Origin of the sequence: Dyella sp. SG609 (genome assembly GCF_012275375.1) — a bacterium.
Taxonomy (GTDB): Bacteria; Pseudomonadota; Gammaproteobacteria; order Xanthomonadales; family Rhodanobacteraceae; genus Dyella_D; species Dyella_D marensis.
Map to the genome: position 1 here is coordinate 572,504 of NZ_JAAZQJ010000002.1, position 23,260 is coordinate 595,763.

The 23,260-nt window shown below is 67.7% G+C and carries 15 protein-coding genes and 4 tRNA genes; 3 read left to right on the forward strand and 16 right to left on the reverse strand.

Going from position 1 to position 23,260, the window contains the following annotated elements:
* Nucleotides 1-4: 4 nt before the first annotated feature.
* The 9 genes from FHW85_RS05975 to FHW85_RS06015 all read right to left on the reverse strand — a co-directional run bounded on the left by FHW85_RS05975 (nt 5) and on the right by FHW85_RS06015 (nt 9,424).
* Nucleotides 5-81 (reverse strand) — tRNA-Asp (locus tag FHW85_RS05975).
* A gap of 9 nt (nt 82-90) precedes the next feature.
* Nucleotides 91-165, reverse strand: a tRNA-Val gene (locus tag FHW85_RS05980).
* Between the two features lie 20 nt (nt 166-185).
* Nucleotides 186-458, reverse strand: a complete 273-nt coding sequence (locus tag FHW85_RS05985) for an HU family DNA-binding protein (RefSeq protein WP_019465590.1) — start codon at nt 456-458, stop codon at nt 186-188.
* A 343-nt stretch (nt 459-801) separates the two neighbouring features.
* Nucleotides 802-3,312, reverse strand: a complete 2,511-nt coding sequence (gene lon / locus FHW85_RS05990) for an endopeptidase La (RefSeq protein ID WP_168647651.1) — start codon at nt 3,310-3,312, stop codon at nt 802-804.
* Between the two features lie 218 nt (nt 3,313-3,530).
* Complete coding sequence (gene clpX / locus FHW85_RS05995; protein WP_167255534.1) at nt 3,531-4,826, reverse strand: ATP-dependent Clp protease ATP-binding subunit ClpX; 1,296 nt, start codon at nt 4,824-4,826, stop codon at nt 3,531-3,533.
* Nucleotides 4,827-4,930: 104 nt separating this feature from the next.
* Entirely contained in the window at nt 4,931-5,560 is a 630-nt protein-coding gene (gene clpP / locus FHW85_RS06000) for an ATP-dependent Clp endopeptidase proteolytic subunit ClpP (protein ID WP_167255536.1), read from the reverse strand.
* Between the two features lie 201 nt (nt 5,561-5,761).
* Nucleotides 5,762-7,054 (reverse strand): trigger factor, encoded by a 1,293-nt coding sequence (gene tig, locus FHW85_RS06005; protein ID WP_168647652.1) that lies wholly within the window; start codon nt 7,052-7,054, stop codon nt 5,762-5,764.
* An 86-nt stretch (nt 7,055-7,140) separates the two neighbouring features.
* Nucleotides 7,141-7,225 (reverse strand) — tRNA-Leu (locus FHW85_RS06010).
* Nucleotides 7,226-7,474: 249 nt separating this feature from the next.
* Complete coding sequence (locus tag FHW85_RS06015; RefSeq protein ID WP_168647653.1) at nt 7,475-9,424, reverse strand: formylglycine-generating enzyme family protein; 1,950 nt, start codon at nt 9,422-9,424, stop codon at nt 7,475-7,477.
* Between the two features lie 108 nt (nt 9,425-9,532).
* Here FHW85_RS06015 and rnd point away from each other — a divergent pair, with 108 nt between their 5' ends.
* Nucleotides 9,533-10,648: a ribonuclease D gene (rnd, locus tag FHW85_RS06020; protein WP_167255542.1), complete on the forward strand. Its 1,116-nt coding sequence runs from the start codon at nt 9,533-9,535 to the stop codon at nt 10,646-10,648.
* Nucleotides 10,649-10,707: 59 nt separating this feature from the next.
* Nucleotides 10,708-10,783 (forward strand) — tRNA-Ala (locus FHW85_RS06025).
* A 150-nt stretch (nt 10,784-10,933) separates the two neighbouring features.
* On the opposite strand, the gene FHW85_RS06030 is transcribed toward FHW85_RS06025, so the two are convergent.
* From FHW85_RS06030 to FHW85_RS06040, 3 genes are all read right to left on the reverse strand, one after another.
* On the reverse strand, nt 10,934-11,266 hold the full coding sequence (locus FHW85_RS06030) for a hypothetical protein (RefSeq protein ID WP_168647654.1): 333 nt from the start codon (nt 11,264-11,266) through the stop codon (nt 10,934-10,936).
* Nucleotides 11,267-11,434: 168 nt separating this feature from the next.
* Complete coding sequence (locus FHW85_RS06035) at nt 11,435-11,755, reverse strand: hypothetical protein (RefSeq protein WP_246866657.1); 321 nt, start codon at nt 11,753-11,755, stop codon at nt 11,435-11,437.
* Between the two features lie 96 nt (nt 11,756-11,851).
* Complete coding sequence (locus FHW85_RS06040) at nt 11,852-12,787, reverse strand: LysR family transcriptional regulator (RefSeq protein ID WP_167255548.1); 936 nt, start codon at nt 12,785-12,787, stop codon at nt 11,852-11,854.
* Between the two features lie 127 nt (nt 12,788-12,914).
* Here FHW85_RS06040 and FHW85_RS06045 point away from each other — a divergent pair, with 127 nt between their 5' ends.
* Complete coding sequence (locus FHW85_RS06045; protein WP_168647656.1) at nt 12,915-14,345, forward strand: MFS transporter; 1,431 nt, start codon at nt 12,915-12,917, stop codon at nt 14,343-14,345.
* Nucleotides 14,346-14,620: 275 nt separating this feature from the next.
* On the opposite strand, the gene FHW85_RS06050 is transcribed toward FHW85_RS06045, so the two are convergent.
* The 4 genes from FHW85_RS06050 to FHW85_RS06065 all read right to left on the reverse strand — a co-directional run bounded on the left by FHW85_RS06050 (nt 14,621) and on the right by FHW85_RS06065 (nt 22,949).
* Entirely contained in the window at nt 14,621-15,214 is a 594-nt protein-coding gene (locus tag FHW85_RS06050; RefSeq protein ID WP_168647657.1) for a DUF899 family protein, read from the reverse strand.
* Nucleotides 15,215-15,232: 18 nt separating this feature from the next.
* Nucleotides 15,233-15,937 (reverse strand): thioredoxin family protein, encoded by a 705-nt coding sequence (locus FHW85_RS06055; RefSeq protein WP_168647658.1) that lies wholly within the window; start codon nt 15,935-15,937, stop codon nt 15,233-15,235.
* A 63-nt stretch (nt 15,938-16,000) separates the two neighbouring features.
* Nucleotides 16,001-16,447, reverse strand: a complete 447-nt coding sequence (locus tag FHW85_RS06060) for a metalloregulator ArsR/SmtB family transcription factor (protein ID WP_168647659.1) — start codon at nt 16,445-16,447, stop codon at nt 16,001-16,003.
* A 139-nt stretch (nt 16,448-16,586) separates the two neighbouring features.
* Nucleotides 16,587-22,949 (reverse strand): autotransporter-associated beta strand repeat-containing protein, encoded by a 6,363-nt coding sequence (locus FHW85_RS06065; RefSeq protein WP_168647660.1) that lies wholly within the window; start codon nt 22,947-22,949, stop codon nt 16,587-16,589.
* Nucleotides 22,950-23,260: the final 311 nt, after the last annotated feature.

The window sequence follows — 23,260 nt, forward strand, 5'->3', positions numbered from 1 at the left end:
ACTGTGGCGGAGCGGACGGGACTCGAACCCGCGACCTCCGGCGTGACAGGCCAGCATTCTAACCGACTGAACTACCGCTCCGCAGTTTTCTGGTGGGTGCTGTAGGGATCGAACCTACGACCATCGCCTTGTAAGGGCGGTGCTCTACCGCTGAGCTAAGCACCCGAAACCAAGCGAGAAGCCGCTTAGTTTAGGGCATCCTTCAGGGTCTTGCCAGCCTTGAAAGCCGGAACCTTCGAGGCCTTGATCTTGATCGTCTCGTTGGTGCGCGGGTTGCGGCCGGTACGGGCGGCGCGCTTGCGCACGGTGAACGTGCCAAAGCCCACGACCGACACATCGTCACCTTTCTTCAGCGCCTTCTGCACGGTCTCGAAGAAAGCCTCGAGCGCGCGGCCGGCGTCGGCCTTGGTGAGTTCGGCCTTCTCGGCAATGGCATTGATCAGATCGGTTTTATTCATTGAGACACTCCCTTAAACGTTATGCGGCCCGCGTGGTCAGTCTGGGACGAGACGACGCCGACTAGGATGATTTGGCGACCGGTGGGCGCCGCCCCGCGACCCCGCATCATGCGCTTGACGACGACGCGCCTGGATTGCGGTGCCGCTCTTTATACCAGTGGCCCCTAGGGTCCGCAATACAAGCAATACCAAGGCTTTCAGGCTTTTCGAAGGTCTCGCCGGCACTTGCCGGAAGGGGTGCGAAACGTTACCCGGCGCACATGCGAAGCAGTATTCGCGCAACAAAAAAGTGGCATGCCAGAGGCATGCCACTTCGGCTTGCTTACGATGACCAGTGCGCCGCTCAGTGCGGACGAACGGGCGTCTCGGCGGAGTCCTCGTTGCCGTCGACTTTCTTCTCGACCTTCGCGGCAGCTTCCGCTTCGCCGGCCTGGCGCGGCTGCAGCGGACGCTCCAGCGCGATGTCGAGCACTTCGTCGATCCAGCGCACCGCGTGGATCTCCAGCTGGCCGGTGATGTTGGACGGAATGTCGGCGAGGTCCTTCTTGTTCTCTTCCGGAATGATCACCGTGGTGATGCCGCCGCGATGCGCCGCCAGCAGCTTCTCCTTGAGGCCACCGATCGGCAGCACGCGGCCGCGCAGGGTGATCTCGCCGGTCATCGCCACTTCGGAGCGCACCGGCACCTTGGTCAAGGCCGACACCAGCGCCGTGCACATGGCGATGCCCGCGCTCGGGCCGTCCTTCGGCGTGGCGCCTTCCGGCACGTGGATGTGGATGTCGAGGTTCTGGTGAAATTCCGGGTCGATGCCGAAGCGGTCCGCGCGCGCGCGCACCACGGAGAGCGCCGCCTGGATCGATTCCTTCATCACGTCGCCGAGCTGGCCGGTATGCACCAGGCGGCCCTTGCCCGGCACGATCGAGGCTTCGATGCTGAGCAGATCGCCGCCCACCTGCGTCCACGCCAGGCCGGTGACCAGGCCCACTTCGTTCTGCAGTTCCTTGCGGCCGAAATCGAAGCGGCGCACGCCGAGGTAATGCTCGAGGTTCCCGGAGGTGACCTTGATCGCCGACGGCTTCTTCGCCTTGGCGGTCTTCGCCGTTTCCGGCTTGGCGGCCTTGGCCTTCGACACCTTCTTCGCCTCGCCCAGGGTGAGCTCCTTCACCACCTTGCGGCAGATCTTGGACACCTCGCGCTCGAGGTTGCGCACGCCGGATTCGCGCGTGTAGTAGCGCACGATGTCGCGGATGGCTTCGCCGTCCACGCTGAGTTCTTCCGGCTTCAGGCCATTGGCCTTCAGCTGCTTCGGCAGCAGGTACTTCTGAGCGATTCCCAGCTTCTCATCCTCGGTGTAGCCGGGGATGCGGATGACTTCCATGCGGTCCAGCAAGGGGCCGGGGATGTTGAGCGAGTTGGCGGTGGCGATCCACATCACCTCGGACAGGTCGAGATCGACCTCCAGGTAATGGTCGTTGAAGGTGTGGTTCTGTTCCGGATCCAGCACCTCGAGCAGGGCCGAGGACGGATCGCCGCGGAAGTCCATCGACATCTTGTCGATTTCGTCCAGCACGAACAGCGGGTTCTTGATGCCGACCTTGTTCAAGTTCTGCACGATGCGGCCCGGCATCGAACCGATGTACGTGCGGCGATGGCCGCGGATTTCGGCCTCGTCGCGCACGCCGCCCAGGCTCATGCGGACGAACTTGCGGTTGGTCGCCTTGGCGATGGACTGGCCGAGCGAGGTCTTGCCCACGCCGGGCGGGCCGACCAGGCACAGGATCGGGCCCTTCATGGTGTTCACGCGCTGCTGCACGGCGAGGTATTCGAGGATGCGCTCCTTGACCTTCTCCAGGCCGAAGTGGTCGGCATCGAGCACGTCCTGCGCCAGCTGCAGGTCCTTGCGCACCTTGCTGCGCTTCTTCCACGGCACGCCGACCAGCCAGTCGAGGTAGTTGCGCACCACCGTGGCTTCGGCCGACATCGGCGACATCTGGCGCAGCTTGCTGAATTCCTGGCGCGCCTTGGCCAGCACCGGCTTGGGCATGCCGGCGTTGTCGATCTTCTTCTGCAGTTCCTCGACTTCGTTCGGGCCTTCCTCGCTCTCGCCGAGCTCCTTCTGGATGGCCTTCATCTGTTCGTTGAGGTAGTACTCGCGCTGGCTCTTCTCCATCTGCGACTTCACGCGGCCGCGGATGCGCTTTTCCACCTGCTGCAGATCCATCTCGCCGTCGACCAGGCCGATCAGCAATTCGAGGCGCTGGCCGACGTCGGCGGTTTCCAGCACCTTCTGCTTGTCGGCCATGCGCACGGACAGATGCGCGGCGATGGAGTCGGCCAGGCGCGAGGGATCGTCGATGCCGGACAAGGTGGCCAGCACTTCCGGCGGCAGCTTGCGGCTCTGCTTCACCAGCTGCTCGAACAGCGAGACCAGCGTGCGCGACACCACGTCGAGCTCGCGCTCCTTGGCGCTGTACTGCGGCTCGATGATGCGTGAGGTTGCCATCAGCATGCCACCGTCTTCCTGGTACTTCTCGACGGATACGCGCGCCTGGCCCTCGACCAGCACCTTCACGGTGCCGTCGGGCAGCTTCAGCAGCTGCAGCACGCCGGCGAGCGTGCCGATCTGATGCAGGTCGGCGACCGCGGGGTCGTCGATGTCCGGGCTCTTCTGCGCCACCAGCAGGATCTGGCGCTCGCCTTCCATGGCGCGCTCCAAAGCGCGCATCGATTTGTCGCGGCCCACGAACAGCGGGATGACCATGTGCGGATAGACCACCACGTCGCGCAGCGGCAGGACCGGAAGCGCGTCCAGCGCGGCACCGGTGGCGACGGGAAGGGGGGCATTTTTTGCCATGTGAAATGGTTCCCTCTGGGGACTAAAACGACTACGCCCCGACACTGCGCCGGAGGCATCTGATCGTCAAGTGGAGGCCGGGGCGTTGTCATACAAGTGCATGCGCGGCAACGAAAAGCAAAACGGCCTGTAGCAATGAAACAGCCACGAAAACCTGGGCCTCAAAAAAAACGGCCCCGGATTGCTCCGGAGCCGTTCGTTCAGCCTGGAAAGACTGTTCAGGCCGCGTCGCCGCTCTCGCCCGCCACGCGCTGCTGCTGCAGGTTGCCGCGATAGATCAGGTAGGGCTCGGCCTGGCCGTTGATGACGGCGTCGTCCACGACCACCTTGCTGACGTGCTCCAGCGAGGGCAGCTCGTACATGGTGTCGAGCAGCACCTGCTCCAGGATCGTGCGCAGGCCGCGCGCGCCGGTCTTGCGCTTGAGCGCCTTGCGGGCGATCGCCTGCAGGGCCTCCGGGCGGAATTCCAGCTCCACGCCTTCCATCTCGAACAGCTTCTTGAACTGCTTGGTGACGGCGTTGCGCGGCTCGGTGAGGATCTTCACCAGGGCCGGCTCGTCCAGCTCGTCCAGGGTCGCGACCACCGGCAGGCGGCCGACGAATTCCGGGATCAGGCCGAAGCGGACCAGGTCCGCCGGCTCCACGTCCGCCAGCACCTTGCCGAGGTTCTCGGTGCGCTCCTTGCTGCGCACTTCGGCGGAGAAGCCGATGCCGGTCGTTTCGGAACGCTGCTGGATCACCTTCTCCAGTCCGGCGAACGCGCCGCCGCAGATGAAGAGGATGTTCTTGGTGTCGACCTGCAGGAATTCCTGCTGCGGATGCTTGCGACCGCCCTGCGGCGGCACCGAGGCCAGCGTGCCTTCGATCAGCTTCAGCAGGGCCTGCTGCACGCCTTCGCCGGACACGTCGCGGGTGATCGACGGGTTCTCGCTCTTGCGCGAGATCTTGTCGATTTCGTCGATGTAGACGATGCCCGACTGCGCCTTGTCGACGTCGTAGTCGCACTTCTGCAGCAGCTTCTGGATGATGTTTTCCACGTCCTCGCCCACGTAGCCGGCTTCGGTCAGCGTGGTGGCGTCGGCGATCGTGAACGGCACGTTGAGCAGGCGCGCCAGCGTCTCGGCCAGCAGCGTCTTGCCGGAGCCGGTCGGGCCGATCAGCAGGATGTTGGACTTGCCCAGTTCGACGTCGTCGCTCTTCTGGCGCGATTCCATGCGCTTGTAGTGGTTGTACACGGCCACCGCCAGCGCCTTCTTGGCGCGGGTCTGGCCGACCACGTACTGATCGAGCGTCTCCATGATCTCGCGCGGCTTGGGCAGCTGGCTGCGCCCGGAGGCGGCCTTCTCCTCCAGCTCCTCGCGGATGATGTCGTTGCAAAGCTCCACGCACTCGTCGCAGATGAACACGGAGGGACCCGCGATCAGCTTGCGCACTTCATGCTGGCTCTTGCCGCAGAAGGAGCAGTAGAGAATCTTGCCGCTGTCGTTGGAACGGCCCTGCCGCTCGTCAGTCATGCTGTAACCCTGCTGTAAATCGGTTGCGACGCGAGAATAGCACAGGGTTCCGCGTCCGATTCCAGACGCAGAACCCGGCCCTCAAGCACTGTAACGGCCGCGGATCAGGCGGACTTGACCGTTTCGCCGGCGCGGCGGTCCAGCACCTGGTCGATCAGGCCGTAGTCGCGGGCGGCCTCGGCGCTCATGAAGCGGTCGCGCTCCATGTCCCGCTCGATCTTGTCCAGCGGCTGGCCGGTGTGCTGTACGTAAATATCGTTAAGGCGGCGGCGCAGGTACAGGATTTCCTGGGCCTGGATCTCGATATCCGTGGCCTGGCCGCGGGCGCCGCCCGACGGCTGGTGGATCATCACGCGCGAATTGGGCAGCGAATAGCGCTTGCCCTTGGCGCCGGCCATCAGCAGCAGCGAGGCGGCGCTGCAGGCCTGGCCCACGCACATGGTGCTGACGTCGGGCTTGATGAACTGCATGGTGTCGTAGATCGCCAGGCCGGCGGTAACCGCACCGCCCGGGCTGTTGATATACAGATGGATGTCCTTGTCCGGGTTTTCGGACTCCAGGAACAGCATCTGCGCGACCAGCAGGTTGGCAACCTGGTCGTTGACTTCGCCGACGAGGAAGATCACGCGCTCTTTCAGCAGGCGCGAATAAATGTCGTACGAACGCTCGCCACGCGCCGTCTGCTCGACGACGATGGGGACCAGGTTGAGGTTCTGGATCGGGTCCATGGCCATGCTTGTCGCTCTCCGGGTTGATACGCCTGACATTGCTGATGGATCGTGCTGGAAACCGCGCCAAACCGCCATCCGGGCGGAAATCGCGCGTTCCTGCGGCACGTGGTTCGTCGCTGCCCGCTCCGCGGCCGGACCATCAAGGCCGGCCGCGTCGACTCCTTAAAACTCCAAGGAACAGCGGGCTGTCGATCGATACCCGCCTCAGGCGCTGACCGGGCGCATCACCTCGTCGAAGCTCAGGTTCTCGTCGGTGGTCTTGGCGTGATCCGCCACCCACAGCGCGACCTGGTCTTCCATCACGCGGTTCTGCAGCCCGGACATCAGTTGGGGGTCGGAGTTGTACAGTTCAATGACCTTTTCCGGCTCCTCGTAGGTCGAGGCGATCGCGGCGAGCTGCTCGGCCAGGCGGGTGCGGTCCAGCTTCAGCTCCTGCTTGCGGGCCAGCTCGCTCATCAGCAGGCCGGCGATCACGCGCTTGCGGGCCATCGGCGCGGCGGCCTCGACCAGCTGCGGCGGCGGCTGCTGGCCGCGCGGCACGCTGCCGGCGGCGAGCTGCTGGGCCTCGGACTGCACCATGATGTTCGGCACTTCCAGGCCGTCGTGGGCGTCGGCCAGCTTCTCGGCCACCTGGGACTTCAGGCGCGCCATCAGGGTGGCCTTGAGCTCGCGCTCCAGGTTGTTGCGCACTTCCTTGCGGAACTGCTCCAGGTCGCCGTCGGCGATGCCGAACAGCTTGGCGAACTCGCCGTCCACGGTGGGGAGCTTGGGTTCCTGCACCTTCACGATCTTGAACGAGACCTTGGCGGTCTTGCCGGCCAGGTTCTCGTTGCGGAAATCGGCGGGGAATTTCACGTCGGTCTCGAACTCGTCGCCGGCCGAGCGGCCGGTCAGGGCCTCGTCCAGCGCCTTGAACAGGGTGCCGGAGCCCAGCACGCTGCCGGCGCGCTCCAGGCCTTCGGCCGGGAAGCGGTAGTCGCCGGCGGTGGCGCTGTACTCGAACATCACGAAGTCGCCCTCGGCCGAGGCGCGGGCCACTTCGTCGAAGCTGCGGCGCTGGGCGCGCAGGGTCTCGATCATCTTCTCGATGTCGGCGTCGGTCACTTCGGCGACCGGGCGCTTGATCTCCAGCGCGGCCACGTCGACTTCCGGGAACTCCGGCATGATTTCGAAGGTGGCGGTGTAGGTGATCTCGCCGTTTTCCGGCTGGCCGGTGGTGTCCACCGAGGGGTTGGCGACCGGACGCAGGTTCTCCTGGTTCACCGCCTCGCGCAGGGTGCTGCCGATCAGGTCGGACAGTACCTCGCCGCGCACCTGCGCGCCGAAGCGCTGCTGGATCACCGTGGTCGGCACCTTGCCCGGACGGAAGCCCTTCAGGCGCACCGTGCGGCCCATCTCGGCGATGCGAGCGCTGACCTGCGACTCGAAGCGCTCCGCGGGGAACTTCACCGTGAGCTTGCGCTCGAGCTTGCCAACGTTTTCAACCGAAACCTGCATGACGTCTCCTGAATACCCGAAAGTGCGCGCCGACCGCGCCCGGCGGTCGTGCCGCCCGCAATGAAAACCACCAATTCGATAAGGGATGGTGCGAAAGGAGGGACTCGAACCCTCACGGGGTTAACCGCTGGAACCTAAATCCAGTGCGTCTACCAATTCCGCCACTTTCGCTCGGACCGACCCGGGGAAAGACGCCTAAGCTGCGGATACCGCGAGGAATTCACGCAGGCACCTGGCCTGCCCCGTCCCCCGTCCGTACCCGGGCCCCTCGCCCTAAGTCGATGATTCCCTTACACGAAAGCGGGCCATTTTACGGTTGCGCGCGGCGGCAAGACAAGCCGATGGCGGCTTGTCCACGCCTTTATATAAAGATGCCGCCCGCTCAATGGCTTGCGCGCCGCAAGCCGCGCGGGCGCGGTCTCACAGCTCGCGGAGAACGCGAAAGCCCACCCGTCCGCTGCGTACATTGCCGTCGGCGCCCTGCCGGTAGGCCGAGCGCACCTGGTCCGGCGAGCTGCCCCAGGAGCCGCCGCGCACCACCCGGGTCGAGCAGCCGGGGTTGACCCAGGCGCTGCCGTCGGTGGGCGCGCGCACGTAGCTGTCGTGCCAGCAGTCCATCACCCACTCCGACACGTTGCCGTCGATATCGAACAAGCCGTATGGGTTGGCTTCGAAGCTCATCACCGGCGCCGGCCCCCAGTAGCCGTCGCGGTACTTCTCGAACGCATTGCTCCAGCGCCGGCCGCTCTGCGAGCGGTCGCCCGCGCCGGTGAGGTTTTCCACCTTGCGGGTGGGCGTGCCGTTGCCCCACCAGTACTTGGTGGTGGTGCCGCCGCGCAGCGCGTATTCGAACTCGGCCTCGCTGGGCAGGCGGTAGCGCTTGCCGGTGCGCTGGCTGAGCCAGTCGACGTAGGCCTTGGCGTCGTTCCAGGAAATGTTCACCACCGGCAGGCGCTCGTCGGTGGCGGCGCGGCCGGCGTAGTCGCTCTGCCAGGTGGCGTCAGGATCGTCGCGCAGCGCGCCGCTGCGTTCGTCGTAGACGCTGGCGCCGCCGAGCTTCTGCGAGTCCGGCTGGTAGCCGCTGGCGCGCACGAATTCGCGGAACTGGCCGATGGTGATTTCCGCGCGCGACAGCGCGAAGCCCTTGCCGATGGCGACCTGGTGCTGCGGCGTCTCCGCGCCCGCATGGCCTTCCTCGCCATCCGGCGCGCCCATGCTGAAGCTGCCGGTGGGAATGACCACCATCGACGGCGTCTGCCCCGGCAGATCCACATAACGGTCGGCGAACACCTGCCCCGGCTTGTAGCTGGCGTAGAGGCGCGCATTGGTCAGGCGTTCCTGCAGGTCGGCGAGGCCCTGCAGGTCTGGCGCCAGCTCCTTCACCTGCTCGGCCAGCTGCAGCGCCAGCGCCTGGTCGCCGCCGTCCAGCGCCGAACGCGCCTGCGCCAGCAGGTTGGCGGCGCGCTGGTGGCGGATGCCGTCGACGCGGCCCTGCACGTCCTGCAGCGCGGGCGAGCCGGGCAGGATGGTGGCCGCCTCGGTCAGCGCATCGCCGGCGCCCTTGAAGTCGTTGCTGGCCACCGCGGCCAGGGCGCGATCGAGCACCGCGCGCTGCACCTGCACGATGCCCTGCGCGGCCACCGCGTTTTCGGCATCGAGCTGCTGCACCTGGCGATACAGCTCCAGCGCATTGCCGCCCTTGGGCGCGTCCACCTTGCCCTGCTGCAGCAAGGCTGCCGCCTGCGCCAGCATCGGCCGCACCTGGGCCAGTGTCTTGAGCCTGGCCTCGGCCTGGGCCACGTCGTCCTTGCTGTCGGGCACGCTCTTCAATGCGTCGAGCAGGTCCTTGGCCGACTCCTCGTCGCCGACCAGGATGTCCTGGCCGATCTCCGCCACCAGGCGCGCGCGCACTTCGTACAGGCCCTGCGCGGCGGCGCGGCTGTCGGGTTTCAGCTTCAGCGCTTCGGCGAACAGCGCGGCGGCGCCGTCCTTGTCGCCGGCCAGCTGGCCGTTGCGCAGCGCCTTGGTGGCCTTGTCCAGCAGCGCTTCGACTTCGGGCGTATCCGCGCTCTTCTGCTCGGGCAGGCTTTCGTTCTTCCTGCTCATGCGCGCCACGATCACATCGGTCGGGGCCAGCGTCACCGGCGGGCCGGCATCGAGTTCGGCCTGCGCCGTGCTCGCCGGCGCGCGGCCGGTGCCGAGCGGCGCGGCGGCGGGGCCGAGGTTCATGGCGCGCTGCGTCTGCACCCGCGTCGGGTCGACATGGAACACGCGCGGAAAGAAGTGATAGACCAGCGCCATCCCGAGCATGACCACGCCAAGCGCTCCGCCCAGGGCGCGCTGGCGTTGTACGGTTTCCTTGCTCGGCATGGTGCGTGTCCTTGGGGCAGCCTGCTAAGGTGCGCCGCTAACCATAGGCACAAACCCCTGACAGGACAATGAGCGATGCATGTCCCTCAGGCTGCGAAGGAAGCTTCGATGCAACTTCCCGTTATCCCGGCGGCGGACTGGATCACCAGCCGCGCTGCGCTCGAGCAATGGCTTGCCGCGCTGCCCGCCGACGCCGCGCTCGATCTCGACACCGAGTTCATGCGCCGCAACACGTTCTATCCGCAGCTGGCGCTGCTGCAGCTGGGCTGGAACGGGCGCTACGCGCTGGTCGATCCGCTCGCCTTCGACATCGGCGACGCGCTGCGCCCGCTGCTCGGCAACGGGCAACTGCTCACCGTGATGCACAGCGGCAGCGAAGATCTCGAAGCGCTGGCCCCGCTGCTGCCCGGCGGCCCCGCGCGGCTGTTCGACACCCAGATCGCCGCGGCCTTCGTCGGCATGGGCCTGGGCATCAGCTATCGCGCGCTGGTGGCCGAACTGGTCGGCGCCGAACTGGACAAGGGCGAGACGCGCTCGGACTGGATGCAGCGTCCGCTCACCGAATCGCAGCGCGCCTACGCCACGCTCGACGTGGTCTATCTCGAACCCGTGCACGAGCAGCTTGCCGCGCGCCTGGAGCAGCGCGGCCGCGGCGCCTGGCATGCGGAAGACTGCGAACGCCTCAAGCGCCGCGCCTGCGTGCGCGAAGGCGATCCGCAGCCGCAGGAGAATTTCCGCGGCGCCGCCGAATGGCAGCCCGCGCAGCAGGCGCGCCTGCGCCGCATCCTGCTGTGGCGCGACGCCACCGCGCGCCAGCAGGACCGCCCGCGCCCCTGGCTGCTGGAAGACGCCCAGGCCATGAACCTGGCGCAGCTGCCGCCGCAGAGCATGGCCGAACTCGACGAACGCACCCGCGGCCAGCGCGCCCTGCGCAGCCCGCAGCGCACCGAGCTGTTTCATCTGTTGCAGCAGCCGGTCACCGAAGAAGACATCGCCGCCACCGCGCCGATTCCCGGCACGCCGCAGGGCGAGGCGAAGAAGGCGCTGGCCGCGATGAAGGACGCCGTCGACAGCACCGCGCTGGCGCTGGACCTGCCCCCCGGCCTGCTGTGCCCGCGCAAGGTGCTGGAGACCTACGTCGTCACCCGCGCCTGGCCGGAATTCCTGGAAGGCTGGCGCCGCGAACACCTGCACGACCGCCTGGCAAGCCTGCTGCCCGGCTGAGGCTTGCGCGAGGGGGCTTGGCGGCCCCCGGTGCCGCTGCTAATATCCGCGGCTCGCGTGGGGCGGTAGCTCAGCTGGGAGAGCGTCGCGTTCGCAATGCGAAGGTCGGGAGTTCGATCCTCCTCCGCTCCACCATTCATTCCAGACATAAAGCCCCGAAAGACCAGCGCTTTCGGGGCTTTTTCGTTGCCCGCCGTTCTTCCCTCGCCCGTTTACCCCACCGCGCCTCATGCTGCGCGCGGGGCTTGCTCGCACCTCGTCAGGCTGAGCAGCGCAGGTCCAGCATCAGGTGGCGCACGTTGCCTGGGCCGGACTGTCGATGGTGCCGGTGGCGTTGATGCGGTAAGCAGAGCAGTCGGCATTCTCCTCGCGCCCGTCTTTGATCGCGCACTCGGCCTGGATGGTGAAACCCATGCGGCCATTGAGAGCCGCCCGCGCGACGGAAACGTCCTGGCAGTTCTCCGACACTCGCGCCAGAACCGTGTCGTTGCGAAGGACGAACGCAAGCAACCCGCGATCCGTGGAGACATCGTCGCTGGCATAACTGGCGGAAAAGGGGCCCAGGACGGCAAAAGCAGCCACCGGGATCACCGCTATCGTCCGGAACTTCCGATTCATATCCATCTCCTTTGGTTGCATAGGGGCCAGCTGGCCGTGACTCGCAAACGCATGATGAAGCGAGCGTCTGATGCGCCAATGACCGATTAAAGGCCAGAATCGGCCGGCCCCTCGCCTTCCGGCATATCCGTCAAGAAGTCACCAAGCCGCCCGGCGATGCGTGGCCAGTCAGCGGGCTGAGGAAGGCGGCGCCATCCGCTGCGGCACGCCTGCCACGTTCGACGAGACCAGCCCCAGTCCCTGCCAGAAGTCCGCCGGATACGACAGCGTGGGCCGCCCCACCCAGCCGCGCACCACGTCCAGCTCATAGCCGCCGTCCACGCGCTTGTATGCCACCGAGTTGAGCGCGATGGCATCCCAGTCGCCGGCGTAGCGGATATCGCGCAGGGCATCCGGGTAGTGGCCGTAGCGCACCTTGTACAGCTCGATCAGCGCGATGGCGGTCTTGAAGTTCTGGTCGCCGAACTTGGCGTCCGCTTGCTGTTTCATGGAGCAGCCCGCGCCGAGGAAAGCTGCTCCAAGCACCACCGCAAGCATGCATGCACGCAATTTCATTCCATTCTCCTTTTGCGATCCGAAGGAACCCTAGCGGCGGGCCGCGCGCCGCGGCCTTCCCGCCGGCTTGCCGTCCGGCGGGCCGCAGACCTCCCGAACGCATTCGCGCAGCCATTGGTGCACCGGATCCGCATGCAGGCGCGGATGCCACAGCATCGAGATGTTCAAGACCGGCGTCGCCACCGGCAACGCGAAGCTGTGCATGCCTTCGCGCAGATTGCCGGTATGGCGTTCCGGCACGCTGGCGATCAGGTCGGTCTGCCGCGCCAGCGACAGTGCGGTGGCGAAGCCGCCGACGATGGTGGCGACTTCGCGCGCCAGCCCCAGCGCGGCGAGCGCGGCGTCGATCGGTCCCTTTTCGCGGCCGCGCCGCGACACGCTGATATGGCGCCCGCCCGCATAGCGCGCCGCGGTGAGCCGGCCGCGGCCAAGCGGATGGCCATGGCGCACCACGCCGACATAGCGGTCGCGGAACAGCGCCTGCACGCGCATCTCGGGGCCGGCGTTGGAGTCGACCACGCCGGTTTCCAGGTCGACGATGCCGTCGCGCAGCGGCGCGCTGTCCTTGTCCGGCTTCTGCATGAAACGCAGGTGGATGCCCGGCGCTTCGGCGGCGATGCGGGCGATCAGCGCGGGGCCGAAGTTCTCCACGAAGCCCTCGCTGGTGCGCAGGGTGAAGGTGCGCGCCAGCTGCTCCAGCCGCGGCCTGACCGCGGGGCGCAGCACTTCCTCCGCACCCAGCACGAGCTGGCCGACCCGGTCGCGCAGTTCCAGCGCGCGCGGCGTCGGCACCAGGCCGCGGCCGGCGCGCACCAGCAGCGGGTCGCCGGTGGCTTCGCGCAGACGGGCCAGTGCGCGGCTCATCGCCGAAGGGCTCAGCCGCAGCCGCCGCGCGGCGCGCGCGACGCTGCCTTCGGCCAGCAGCACGTTGAGAGTGACCAGCAGGTTGAGATCGGGCATGGACATGCGCGCCACCATGGCAGCGGCGATACCTGGCGTCAAACGCACGGATAAAGTGCAAATGCTGCGCCTTCCGCCATGCCACGAGCGGCATTAATTTGCCGACATCCACGCTGCCGGAGTCGCCCGCTTCATGTCCAAGCCGCTTGTTTCCGCCCAGGGCGAATGCGCCATCGAGGGCACCACGCGCCAGCCCGCCGCGCCCTGGGCGCTGGCCGGCCTGGCGCTGTCCATGCTGCTGCCCTCGCTGGACACCAGCATCGCCAACACCAGCCTGCCGCTGCTGGCGAAAGCGTTCGACGCGCCGTTCCAGCAGGTGCAATGGGTGGTGCTGGCCTATCTGCTGGCGATCACCACGCTGATCGTCGGCGCCGGACGCCTGGGCGACCTGGTCGGCCGCAGGCGCCTGCTGCTGGTGGGCATCTTCTGCTTCACCTTCGCTTCGATGCTGTGCGGCGTGAGCGGGCAGCTGTGGGTGCTGATCGCGGCACGCGCGGAGCAGGGACTGGGCGCGGCGATCATGCTCGCGCTCACCATCGCCAGCGTCAGCGAAGCCGTGCCCCGCGACCGGATCGGCCGCGCGATGGGCCTGCTCGGCACCATGTCGGCAATCGGCACCGCGCTGGGGCCGTCGCTGGGCGGCGTGCTGGCGGCGGCGTTCGGCTGGCCGGCGATCTTCCTGGTCAATGTGCCGCTGGGGGTGCTGGCCTTCGTGCTGGTGTCGCGGCATATGCCGCGGGAGCGCACCGCCGACAAGCCGGCGAGCGCCGGTTTCGACCCGCTCGGCACTGTGCTGCTGGCGGTGGCGCTGGCGGCGTATGCGCTCGCCATGACACTGGGCCACGGGAAGTTCGGCGCGCTCAATCTCGCGCTTCTGCTGGCCGCCGTTGCGGGCGCCGCGTTGTTCGCCTACGCACAGACGCAAGTGGCCGCACCGCTGATTCGCCTGTCGATGCTGCGCGATGGCGACCTGAGCGCGGGGCTGGCGATGAGCGCGCTGGTGTCGGCGGTGATGATGACGACGCTGGTGGTCGGGCCGTTCTACCTGTCGCGGGCGCTTGGCCTGGCGCCGCTGTGGGCGGGCCTGGTGTTGTCCTCCGGCCCTTGCGTCACCGCATTGAGCGGCGTGCCGGCTGGCCGCCTGGTGGATCGCCTGGGTGCGCGCCGCACGACCGTGCTCGGCCTGATCGGCATCGCCATCGGCACCTCGTTGCTGTCCCTGTCCACCTTGTGGCCGCTCGGCGTAGCCGGCTATATCGGCCCCATCGTGATCACCACGCTCGGCTATGCGCTGTTCCAGGCTTCCAACAACACCGCGATGATGACGGGCGTGGCGCAAGGCCAGCGCGGCGTGGTGTCGGGGATGCTCAGCCTGTCGCGCAATCTCGGCCTGGTGACGGGTGCGTCGGCGATGGCCGGGATATTTGCGTGGGCGGTGGGCAGCGGCGATGTCGCACATGCCGCGCCAACCGCGGTGGCATTCGGCATGCGCACGACCTTCGGCGTGGCCGCGGCCTTGATGGTGCTGGCGATCAGAGTTTCAGCCCGGCGTAGGTTGGGGTGAGCGCAGCGAACTCCAACCTACGCCGGCACCGCCTCGCACGTCCGTTGGGGTTCGCGTTCGCTCACCCCAACCTACGCCGGATGTTTCTACGCGGGGTGCGATGCTTTCAACCGGCGCGGCTTGATCGCTTTGTCGACGTGCTTCGCGGGAGCATCCCGCCGGCGCCGCTTCGCCACCGAACGCCACGCCACGGTGGCGACGCCACCGGCGGAACTCACTCCGCCGGCGATCAGCCACGCGGTACCGATGCATAAAGGACACATAAGCCGCCCTCCTCAATGTTCGCCGCAGCAGGGCGGCACGGCCGCGGTCACCCCGGGCCACTCGCCGACGCCGCCCGGCAGCATGTCGAAGAAATGCCACAGCACGCAGAAGTCGTCGCCGGGACTGAAGCCGGTGTCGGATACGCGCAAGATGGCGTCGCCGTCGCGGCGGAACACCGACAGCCCCGGCAGCCAGCCGCCCTTGGGCGATACATAGCCCATGTCCCTGGCAAAGCTGCTGCCTTCGTGGCTGAGTATCGGGAATGTCCAGCCGCGCAGCTCCGCCATGCGCTTCTGCACCGAAGGACGATCCGGACTGGTCACGGCGAAACCCGCGCGCGTCACCACATGCTGGTGGATGCCGTTGTAGCCATCCGCCCACAGCGTGCAGTACGAACAGGCCACGCCCATGTTGTGCACCACGATCAGGTCTTCGTGTTCGCCGAACAGCTCGGACAGGCGCACCTTGCCCTCGCTGCCGTTGAACTCGTAATCGTCCACCCGCTGCGGCTCCACGCTGGCCAGCGTGTCGCGCATCTGCTCGCGGATGGCGGCGATCTGGCGGCGGTAGTCGGCGAGCTTGCCGCTCACGTCGTTGTATTTCATGGCGGTGTTCCTTGGCGCTCAGGTGCCGTAGGCGATGCGGTGCTTCACCCAGGCCATCGGGTACGACAGGCTTTCCTCGTTGCGGCCCAGCGGCGAAGCATCCAGGTACTGGTAGGCGGCGTTGAAGATGTCGATGCCGCGCGAGTAGGTGGAATAGGTGTGGTAGACCTTGCCGTCCTCGTCCTTGAAGAACGCGCTGACGCCGGGGTAATCGGTGCCGCTTACCTTGATGCTGCCGTAGTTGTAGTAAGCCTCGCCGCGCTCGAGCACGTCGGGCCGGAACGACACCTGGTAGTCGTAGTTGAAATCGTCCAGCGAGGACACCCAGGGGAAAGCCCAGCCGAACTCGCGCGCCTGCTTCTGCAGCTTGGCCAGCGGCGCGCGCGAGATCGCCGCGAAGGCGACGTCGTGCTGGGCCAGGTGCGGCACGATGCCGTTGAAGTTGTCGGCCCAGAACGCGCAGCTCTTGCAGCTGATCTCCCACTCCGGCGCGTACATCAGGTGATAGACCATCAGCTGGCTGCGATCGCCGAACAGATCGGCCAGCGTGGCCCTGCCCTGCGCCGTCTCGAACGCATAGTTCTTCTCGACCAGCTCCCACGGCAGCTCCTGGCGCTGCCGGGTGACTTCGTCGCGCAGATGGGTGAGTTCTTTCTCTTTGGCGAGGAAGAGCTTGCGGGCCTTGAGCCATTCCTCGTGACTGACGATGCGATGCTGAGCCATGACCATTACCTCGGGATAAGGGGGAGTTGGGGCTTGCATGGACGGCGCGCCGTCGCGGCGCGCTTATTTCCTGCCTGGCGTGCGCTTCTTCGCGGCTTTGCGCGCCGGCTTCGCGGCCGCCGCGGCGCGGCGCTCGTCGATATCCGCCAGGGTGACGGCGAGCAGGTCGAACTGCTGCTGCCAGTATTTGCTGTAGCGGTTCATCCATACCGCCGCTTCCAGCATGGGGCCGGCATCCAGGCTGCAGCGGCTGATCCGGCCGGTGCGTTCCTGCTGGATCAGGCCGGTGCGCACCAGCACCTGGATATGGCGCGATACGGCCTGCAGCGAGATATCGAAAGCGGCGGCGATTTCCGATACCAGCAAGGCCTGGCCGTCGAGCCGTTCGAGGATGTCCCGGCGTACCGGATCGGAAAGCGCGAAGAACACCTGGTTGAGGCGTTCCCGGGCCAGCTCGGGGTGTTCGCCCGAGGCGTCGACGAGGTGCAGAAGCTGCTGGATATTCATCATGGGGGATGAATATCAACTCATTCGTTGATAATCAACAATGAAGTTGATTTTTTAGACGATCGAGCTATCCAGATCATTGGGATAGCTCAATCGACTCAGCATCAGCGCCGGACAGAAGTCCGACCGGCGCTCCCTCGCCTCAGAACCGGTAACTGAACATCACCGACGCCGCCTGCGCCGACGCATGCCCCACCTTGAGCAGCGCGTCGTAGCTCAGCGACAAGGTCGACGCCCGCGTCGGATGCATCGCCACGCTCGCGCCCAGCGTGGCGTAGGAGCGCGGCAGATCCGTGCCGGGTGCGGCGAACAAGGTGCCGTCCTGCGCCGCCACCGTCACGCCGCGGTGGCGGCCGGCGGTTTCGGTGGCGTAGCCGGCGCGCAATTGCAGATCCAGCGGCTTGCCGTCGTTGTCGAAGGACCGGTCGAACGACAGCCCGACATACGGCTGCAGGCTGCGCGCGCTGTCCACGCCTACGCGCAGGTTCTGCCCGCGCGCGCCGTCTTCGCCGAAGGCATTGCCGTGGAAGTAGGCGTAGCGCGCGCCGATGCTCGGCGTCAGCGTGCCGCCGCCCACCGCAAGCGGCATGGCCGCCTGCAGCGCCGCGGTGAATTCGTGCCCCACGTGATCGCCTTCGGCCACGCCGATGCCGCCGAAGTTGCGCTTCTGCGAGAGGTCGTCGAAGGCGTAGCCCACCGTGCCGGACAGGCGCACCGCACCCAGCGGCTGCGCGCCGTAAAGGGCCAGGCGCACGGTGTCGGTCTGCGCGGTGTCGCCGGTCACGTTCTCGCGCAGGTTGCTGTGCGAGAAGCCCGCCGCAACGCCGACGGTGGCATCGCCCAGCGGACGATCCACACCCATCATCAGGCCGTACTGGTCCATGTGGAAACCGGGTTGCCCGCTGCGTCCTTCGATATCGGTGCCGGCACCCGATGCGGTCACCCACAGGCCGTCGCCCTTGCGCGACCGGTCATCGAGCAGCGCGCGATCCACCAGCGAAGCATTGGCGGACTGCGCGCGCAGCAGCGCGGCGGTGCCGAGCGCGGCGTAGTTGGAGGTCTGCGTGGGTGCGATCACGGTTGGCCCGGTCGGCCCACTCGGGCCGGTCGGCGTCGCCAGGTTCAGGCCGACCTGGTTCGCGCCGTAGGTGACCGTGGGCGTAAGCGTGCCGAGCGCGGCGCCATTGGCATACGTATTGGTGACGTTGCCGAACGTGCCGGTGACGCTGCCGCCCGCCGTCACGATGGTGTACTGGTGCGCGGCATAAGTGCCCGGATCGTAGATAAGCGCCAGCGTGCCGCCCAGGCTGGCGTTGCCGCCCACCTTCAGCAACGAGGCATCGGTCGGACTCACTTCGATGGACAGCGTGCCGTTCGCCGACTGCGCGTAGTTGCCGGCCACCGTCAACGTACCGATGGATCCACCCGGCGCCACCATGCCGTCGTTGGTGACGCTGCCGGTGATGCTGCCATGGCCCTGCAGCTTGCCTTGCGCGCCCACCGCCACGTCGCCGCCGAGAACCGCGCCGGGCGAACTGGCATCGCCAACCGCCAGCGTGCCAGCCGTCACATTGGTCTTGCCGGTGAACGCGCTGCTGTCGCCATTGACGGTCAGCACCGCACTGCCCTGCTTGTTCAACACGCCGCTGCCCGTGAAGCTGCCGGCGAACGTGCCGCCGCCGAGGTTCAAGGTGTTGGCGCCGAGCGCCACGCGGCTGCCGCCGACGCCGGCCAGCGTGGCGATGGTCTGCGCGCCGGCGGCGGAGATATCGAAGCTCGCGCCGCTGCCGTTCAAGGCGAGCGCCGTCGCCGGCACCAGCGAGCCGCTGCCGGCCAGGGCCAGGGTGCCGCCGGTGACGGTGGTGGCGCCGGTGTAGGTATTGGCGCCGGTCAATGTCTGCGTGCCACCGCTCAAGCTCAGCCCGCCCGTACCGCCGATCGCTCCGCCGAAGCTGCCGTTCGCCTGCGTCAGGGTCAGCGACTGGCTGCCGAGATTCACGCTGCCGGTACCGGCCAACCCGGCGATCGACGTACCGGACGTGGTCGCCGAGATATCGAAGTTGCCATTGGCGAGCGTGACGCCGCTCGATGCCGCGATGCTGCCGCCGCCCTGCAGCAGCAGCGTGGCGCCGTTGATAGTGGTCGCGCCGGTGTAGGTGTTCACGCCGGTCAGCGTCTGCGTGCCGCCGCCCAGCGTCAGTCCGCCCGCGCCGCCGATCACCCCGTCGAACGTGCCGGCGGCCTGCATGATCGTCAGCACGCTGCCGCCGAGATTCACGCTGCCCGTGCCGGTGAGGTTGGCGACCGATGCGCCGCTGCTGCTCGCGGCGATATCGAAGGTGCCGTTCGCCAGCGCAAGCCCGCTGGATGCCGCGATGCTGCCGCCGCCCTGCAGCGCGAGAGCGCCGCTGACGGTCGTTGCGCCGGTATAGGCGTTATTGCCCGTCAGCGTTTCGGTACCGGCGACGTTCAGACCGCCCGCTCCGGAAATCGCGCCACCGAACTGGCCACTGCCCACCAGCGTGAGCGCCTGGCTGCCGAGGTTCACCGCACCGCCGCCGCCAAGCGCGTGGATCGTCGCGCCGGTGTTCGCGGCCGTCACGTCGAGCGTGCCGTCGACCGTCACCGCGCTGGAGGAAGCGATGCTGCCCGCGCCGGTCAGTGCCAGCGTGGCGCCGGTGCCGATCGCGGTCTGGCCGCTGTACGCCTGCGCGGCGCTGAAAGCCTGCGTACCGCCGGTGATGGCAACGCCGCCGGTTCCTGTCATCGCGCCGTCGTAGCTGCCGCTTGCACTGGTGAGCGTCAACGTCTGCGCACCGAGATTCACGCCGCCATTGCCGGTGAGCGCCTTGATGCTCGCACCGGCCGTCGTACCCGAGATATCGAAGCTGCCGCCATTCGCCACGCCGCTCGACGCCGCGATGCTGCCCGTCCCCGTCAAGGCCAGCGTGGCGCCCTGCTGGATCGTGGTGGCACCGGTATAGGCATTGCTGCCGCTGAGCGTCTCCGTGCCGCCGGCCACGACCAGGTCGCCCGCGCCAGTGATGTTGCCGCCGAAGTTGCCGGCCGCCTGCGTCAAGGTGAGCGTGTGCAAGCCCAGATTGACCTGGCTGTTGGCGCCGCTGCCGCTGAGCGTGGCGATGGATGCGCCGTTCGTCGCACCCGTGATGTCGAACAGGCCATTCGCCACCACCCCGCTCGACGCGGCAATGCTGCCGTTGCCGGACAAGGCCAGCGTACCGGCGCTGTCGATGGTGGTCAGCCCGGTATACGCGTTGACGCCGCTGAGGAATTGCGCGCCGCCCGCAATGGTGAGCCCGCCGCTGCCGGAGATGATGCCGTCGAACGCGCTGCCGCCATTGGCGATGGTGAGCGTCTGCGCACCGAGCGTGACGGCGCCGCTGCCGGAAAGCTGCTGGATGCTCGCACCCGCGGTCGTTCCCGCGATATCGAACGTACCGTTGTTCGCCACACCGCTGGACTGCGCGATGGAGCCGGCGCCGCTCAGCGCCAGCGTGGCGCCATTGTCGATCGCGGTGGCGCCGGTGTAGCCGTTGTTGCCGCTCAGCGTCTGTGTGCCCGCACCGATCTCGATGCCGCCCGTACCGCCGATGGCGCCGCTGAAGCTGCCGCTGGCCTGGGTAATCGTCAGCTGCTGTGCACCGAGATTGACCGCGCCACTGCCGGTCAAGCTGCTGATGCTCGCGCCATTGCTGGTGGCGGAGATATCGAAGGTGCCATCGCTCGCCACCCCGCTCGACGCCGCGATGCTGCCCAAGCCGCTCAACGCCAGCGTGGCGCCGCTGCCGATGCTGGTGGCGCCGGTGTATGCCTGCACGCCCGAAAACGTCTGCGTGCCACCGCTGACGGTCAGCCCGCCGCTGCCGCCGATCACGCCGGCATAGGTGCCGCCGCCATTGGTCAGCGTGAGCGTCTGCGCACCCAGCGCGACATTGCCATTGCCGGACAGGCGGGTGATCGATGCACCGCTGCTGGTGCCGGAGATGTCGAAGCCGCCGCCGTTCAATACCAGGCCTGCCGAACTGGAAATACTGCCCGTGCCGGTGAGCGCGAGCAGGGCGCCATTGGCGACGGTGGTCTGGCCCGTATACGCATTGCTGCCGCTCAGTGTCTGCGTGCCGCCCGCGATGGTCAGGCCGCCGCTGCCCGCGATGCCGCCTGCGAAATCGCCGCTGGCGTCGGTGATGTTGAGGTACTGCGAACCCAGCGCCACCGCGCCGCTGCCGGTCAGCGCGGCGATCGCCACGCTGCCGCTGCTGCCGGAAATATCGAAGTTGCCGTTATTCACCAGGCCGCTGGAACTGGCGATGCTGCCGGCGCCGGCCAGCGCCAGCGTGGCGCCGGCATCGATGGCGGTCTGGCCGGTGTAGGTGTTGACGCCGGAAAAGCCCTGCGTGCCGCCGGCTACCGTGACGCCGCCCGAGCCGGAAATGACACCGGCAAACTGCGAACTGGCCTGGGTCAGGGTCAGATCCTTGGCACCCAGCACGACCGAGCCCGCACCGGCGAGCGATGCGATGCTGCTGCCGCTGGCCGTGGTGCCGGATATATCGAAGCTGCCATCGGCAGTAACCAGCGATGACGAAGCGATACTGCCCGCGCCGGTCAACGCAAGCGTCGCACCGGCGCCGATGCCGGTCGCGCCGGTATAGGCCTGCGCGGCGGTCAGCGTCTGCGCGCCGCCGGCGATCGACAGGCCGCCGCTGCCGCTCGCGACGCCGTCGAAGCTGCCGCTCGCATTGGTCAGCGTCAACGTCTTGCTGCCGAGCAGGATATTGCCGGCGCCGCTGATGGCCGTTACCGAAGCGCCGGCGTTGGTGCCGCTGATATCGAAGTTACCGTTCACTGCCACGCCGCTCGAAGCGGCGATGCTGCCGTTGCCGCTCAGCGCCAGCGTGCCGCTGTTGATGGTGGTGGAACCGGTGTACGTATTGATGCCCGACAGCGTCAGCGTGCCGCTGCCGTTCTGTTCCAGATTGCCGGTGCCATCGATGGCGCCGCCCAGCGATACCGCATCGCTGCGGTTGAAGGCGAGCGTGCCCAGGTTGTGCACATTGCCGACGATCGAACCGGTGGTGCCGCCGTTGCCGATCTGCAAGGTGGAACCGGTGTCGATCGAGGTGCCGCCGGTGTACGTACCCGTGCCGGAAAGCGTGAGCGTGCCGGCACCGGTCACGGCCAGGGCGCCTGCGCCGGAGATCGGGCCGGAGAACTGCAGCCCATCCGCGCCATCCATGTCGCCGGTGAGGATGGAACCGGCGCCTAGCGTGATCGCGTTGTCCAGCACCATGTTCACGTCCTGCGCGAACACGCGCGCCTGCGCGCCCGCCGCGAGGTCGATGCCGCCGGTGATGCTGCTGCCGTCGAACATGGTCAGCGCATTGCCGGTGCCGTTGAACTGGATCGCCAGTGCGGTGCTGCCGTCCGGGTTGAGTCCGCCGCTGATGCTGCCGCCGGGGCCGTTGACGATGGTGTTGCCGTTCCAGGTGACCACGCCGATGCCGCCCTGTCCGCCCACGGCACCGTTGCCGCCGGCGATGCTGCCGTCGTTCTGCAGCGTGGCGAACTGGCCGACCAGGTTGACGCCCGCACCGCCGCTGCCGCCGTGCGCGGAGTTGTCGGCGCTGCCGGTGCCTGCCACCGCGCCGTTGCCGCCCTGGATGCCGCCGCTGTTGGTGGTCGAGCTGTTCTGGCCCAGCACCAGCACGCCATCGCCGCCCGCGCCGCCGCCGCCGTTGTTGCCGCCGCTGCCGCCCGCGCCGCCGGAGCCGCCGGTGACCTGGCCATCGATCTGGATGTCGGCATCGTCCGCCACCGCCAGCACGCCGGCACCGCCGCCGCCGCCGCCCGCGCCATTGCTGGCGCCGCCGCTGGTACCGTTGCCGCCCGCGCCGCCGCTGCCGCCCGCCACCGCCGCGCCGCCCTGCACGTTCAACTGGATGCCGGCAGCGGTAAACGTCACGCCCGCACCGCCGCCGCCACCGCCGCTGGCGAAATTGAAGCCGTTGGCACCGGCCGCGCCCGTGCCGCCATTCGAGGTGGCAGTAATGTCGAGCGTGCCGCCGCCGGTGGTGCCGACGCTGCCGCCGGCGCCGCCGGCGTTCTCGCCCGCCGCGCCCGCGCCGCCTACGCCATTGGCACCCGCCGGCGCACCGACGACCTGGTCGGTTGCGCCGGTGCCTGAATTGAACACGCTCGCGCCACCGCCGCTGCCGTTGCCCGCGCCGCCACCACCGGTGCGTTGCGGAATGCCCGCGCCGCCCGGCGCGCTGCAGGAAGGAATATCGCTGGCGTTGGAGCTGCACGCGGCCCACGCCGTCGACGAGATCATGGCCAGGCTCACCGCCAGCGCGAGGGCGCGCAGCACGGGCGCAATCCGCGCCCCGCTTCGGCCGGACACGCCGCTGCTTGCATGCGCCAGTTCGGAAGCCACCTGCAGCAGGCGCAGCGAACGATTCCAGACGAGCCGGTAGATGCGGTTCATGGCGGTACCCCTGTTTATGGGTCGATCGATCGGCCACTCGCGGCATGGCGCCGGGGCCGCTTGCAGCAAGCATGGGCGGATGGCATAGACCGATCGTTCGGGGTGCGTGCGGAACCGGCTTGCAGCACAAAGCTTCGCGTCGCGCGATGGAAGCGATTCCATCGGCGTTCCCCAACGACCGCTACCAACATCCCCTGGATTCGACTTCGCGCCGTGCCTTCCGCCGGATGGAGGAACAGCGCCCCCTTGTCGAGCCGGGGGCCTGAACGCCGCACTCCATGGCGACGGGCCGTCGACTCGCGTGGCGTATG

Excerpts from the sequence above, each read along its gene's own strand:
- FHW85_RS05985 (WP_019465590.1), bottom strand. The coding sequence starts at position 458 with ATGAATAAAACCGATCTGATCAATGCCATTGCCGAGAAGGCCGAACTC.
- lon (WP_168647651.1), bottom strand. The coding sequence starts at position 3,312 with ATGGCAAAAAATGCCCCCCTTCCCGTCGCCACCGGTGCCGCGCTGGAC.
- clpX (WP_167255534.1), bottom strand. The coding sequence starts at position 4,826 with ATGACTGACGAGCGGCAGGGCCGTTCCAACGACAGCGGCAAGATTCTC.
- clpP (WP_167255536.1), bottom strand. The coding sequence starts at position 5,560 with ATGGCCATGGACCCGATCCAGAACCTCAACCTGGTCCCCATCGTCGTC.
- tig (WP_168647652.1), bottom strand. The coding sequence starts at position 7,054 with ATGCAGGTTTCGGTTGAAAACGTTGGCAAGCTCGAGCGCAAGCTCACG.
- FHW85_RS06015 (WP_168647653.1), bottom strand. The coding sequence starts at position 9,424 with ATGCCGAGCAAGGAAACCGTACAACGCCAGCGCGCCCTGGGCGGAGCG.
- rnd (WP_167255542.1), top strand. The coding sequence starts at position 9,533 with ATGCAACTTCCCGTTATCCCGGCGGCGGACTGGATCACCAGCCGCGCT.
- FHW85_RS06030 (WP_168647654.1), bottom strand. The coding sequence starts at position 11,266 with ATGAATCGGAAGTTCCGGACGATAGCGGTGATCCCGGTGGCTGCTTTT.
- FHW85_RS06035 (WP_246866657.1), bottom strand. The coding sequence starts at position 11,755 with ATGAAACAGCAAGCGGACGCCAAGTTCGGCGACCAGAACTTCAAGACC.
- FHW85_RS06040 (WP_167255548.1), bottom strand. The coding sequence starts at position 12,787 with ATGTCCATGCCCGATCTCAACCTGCTGGTCACTCTCAACGTGCTGCTG.
- FHW85_RS06045 (WP_168647656.1), top strand. The coding sequence starts at position 12,915 with ATGTCCAAGCCGCTTGTTTCCGCCCAGGGCGAATGCGCCATCGAGGGC.
- FHW85_RS06050 (WP_168647657.1), bottom strand. The coding sequence starts at position 15,214 with ATGAAATACAACGACGTGAGCGGCAAGCTCGCCGACTACCGCCGCCAG.
- FHW85_RS06055 (WP_168647658.1), bottom strand. The coding sequence starts at position 15,937 with ATGGCTCAGCATCGCATCGTCAGTCACGAGGAATGGCTCAAGGCCCGC.
- FHW85_RS06060 (WP_168647659.1), bottom strand. The coding sequence starts at position 16,447 with ATGATGAATATCCAGCAGCTTCTGCACCTCGTCGACGCCTCGGGCGAA.
- FHW85_RS06065 (WP_168647660.1), bottom strand. The coding sequence starts at position 22,949 with ATGAACCGCATCTACCGGCTCGTCTGGAATCGTTCGCTGCGCCTGCTG.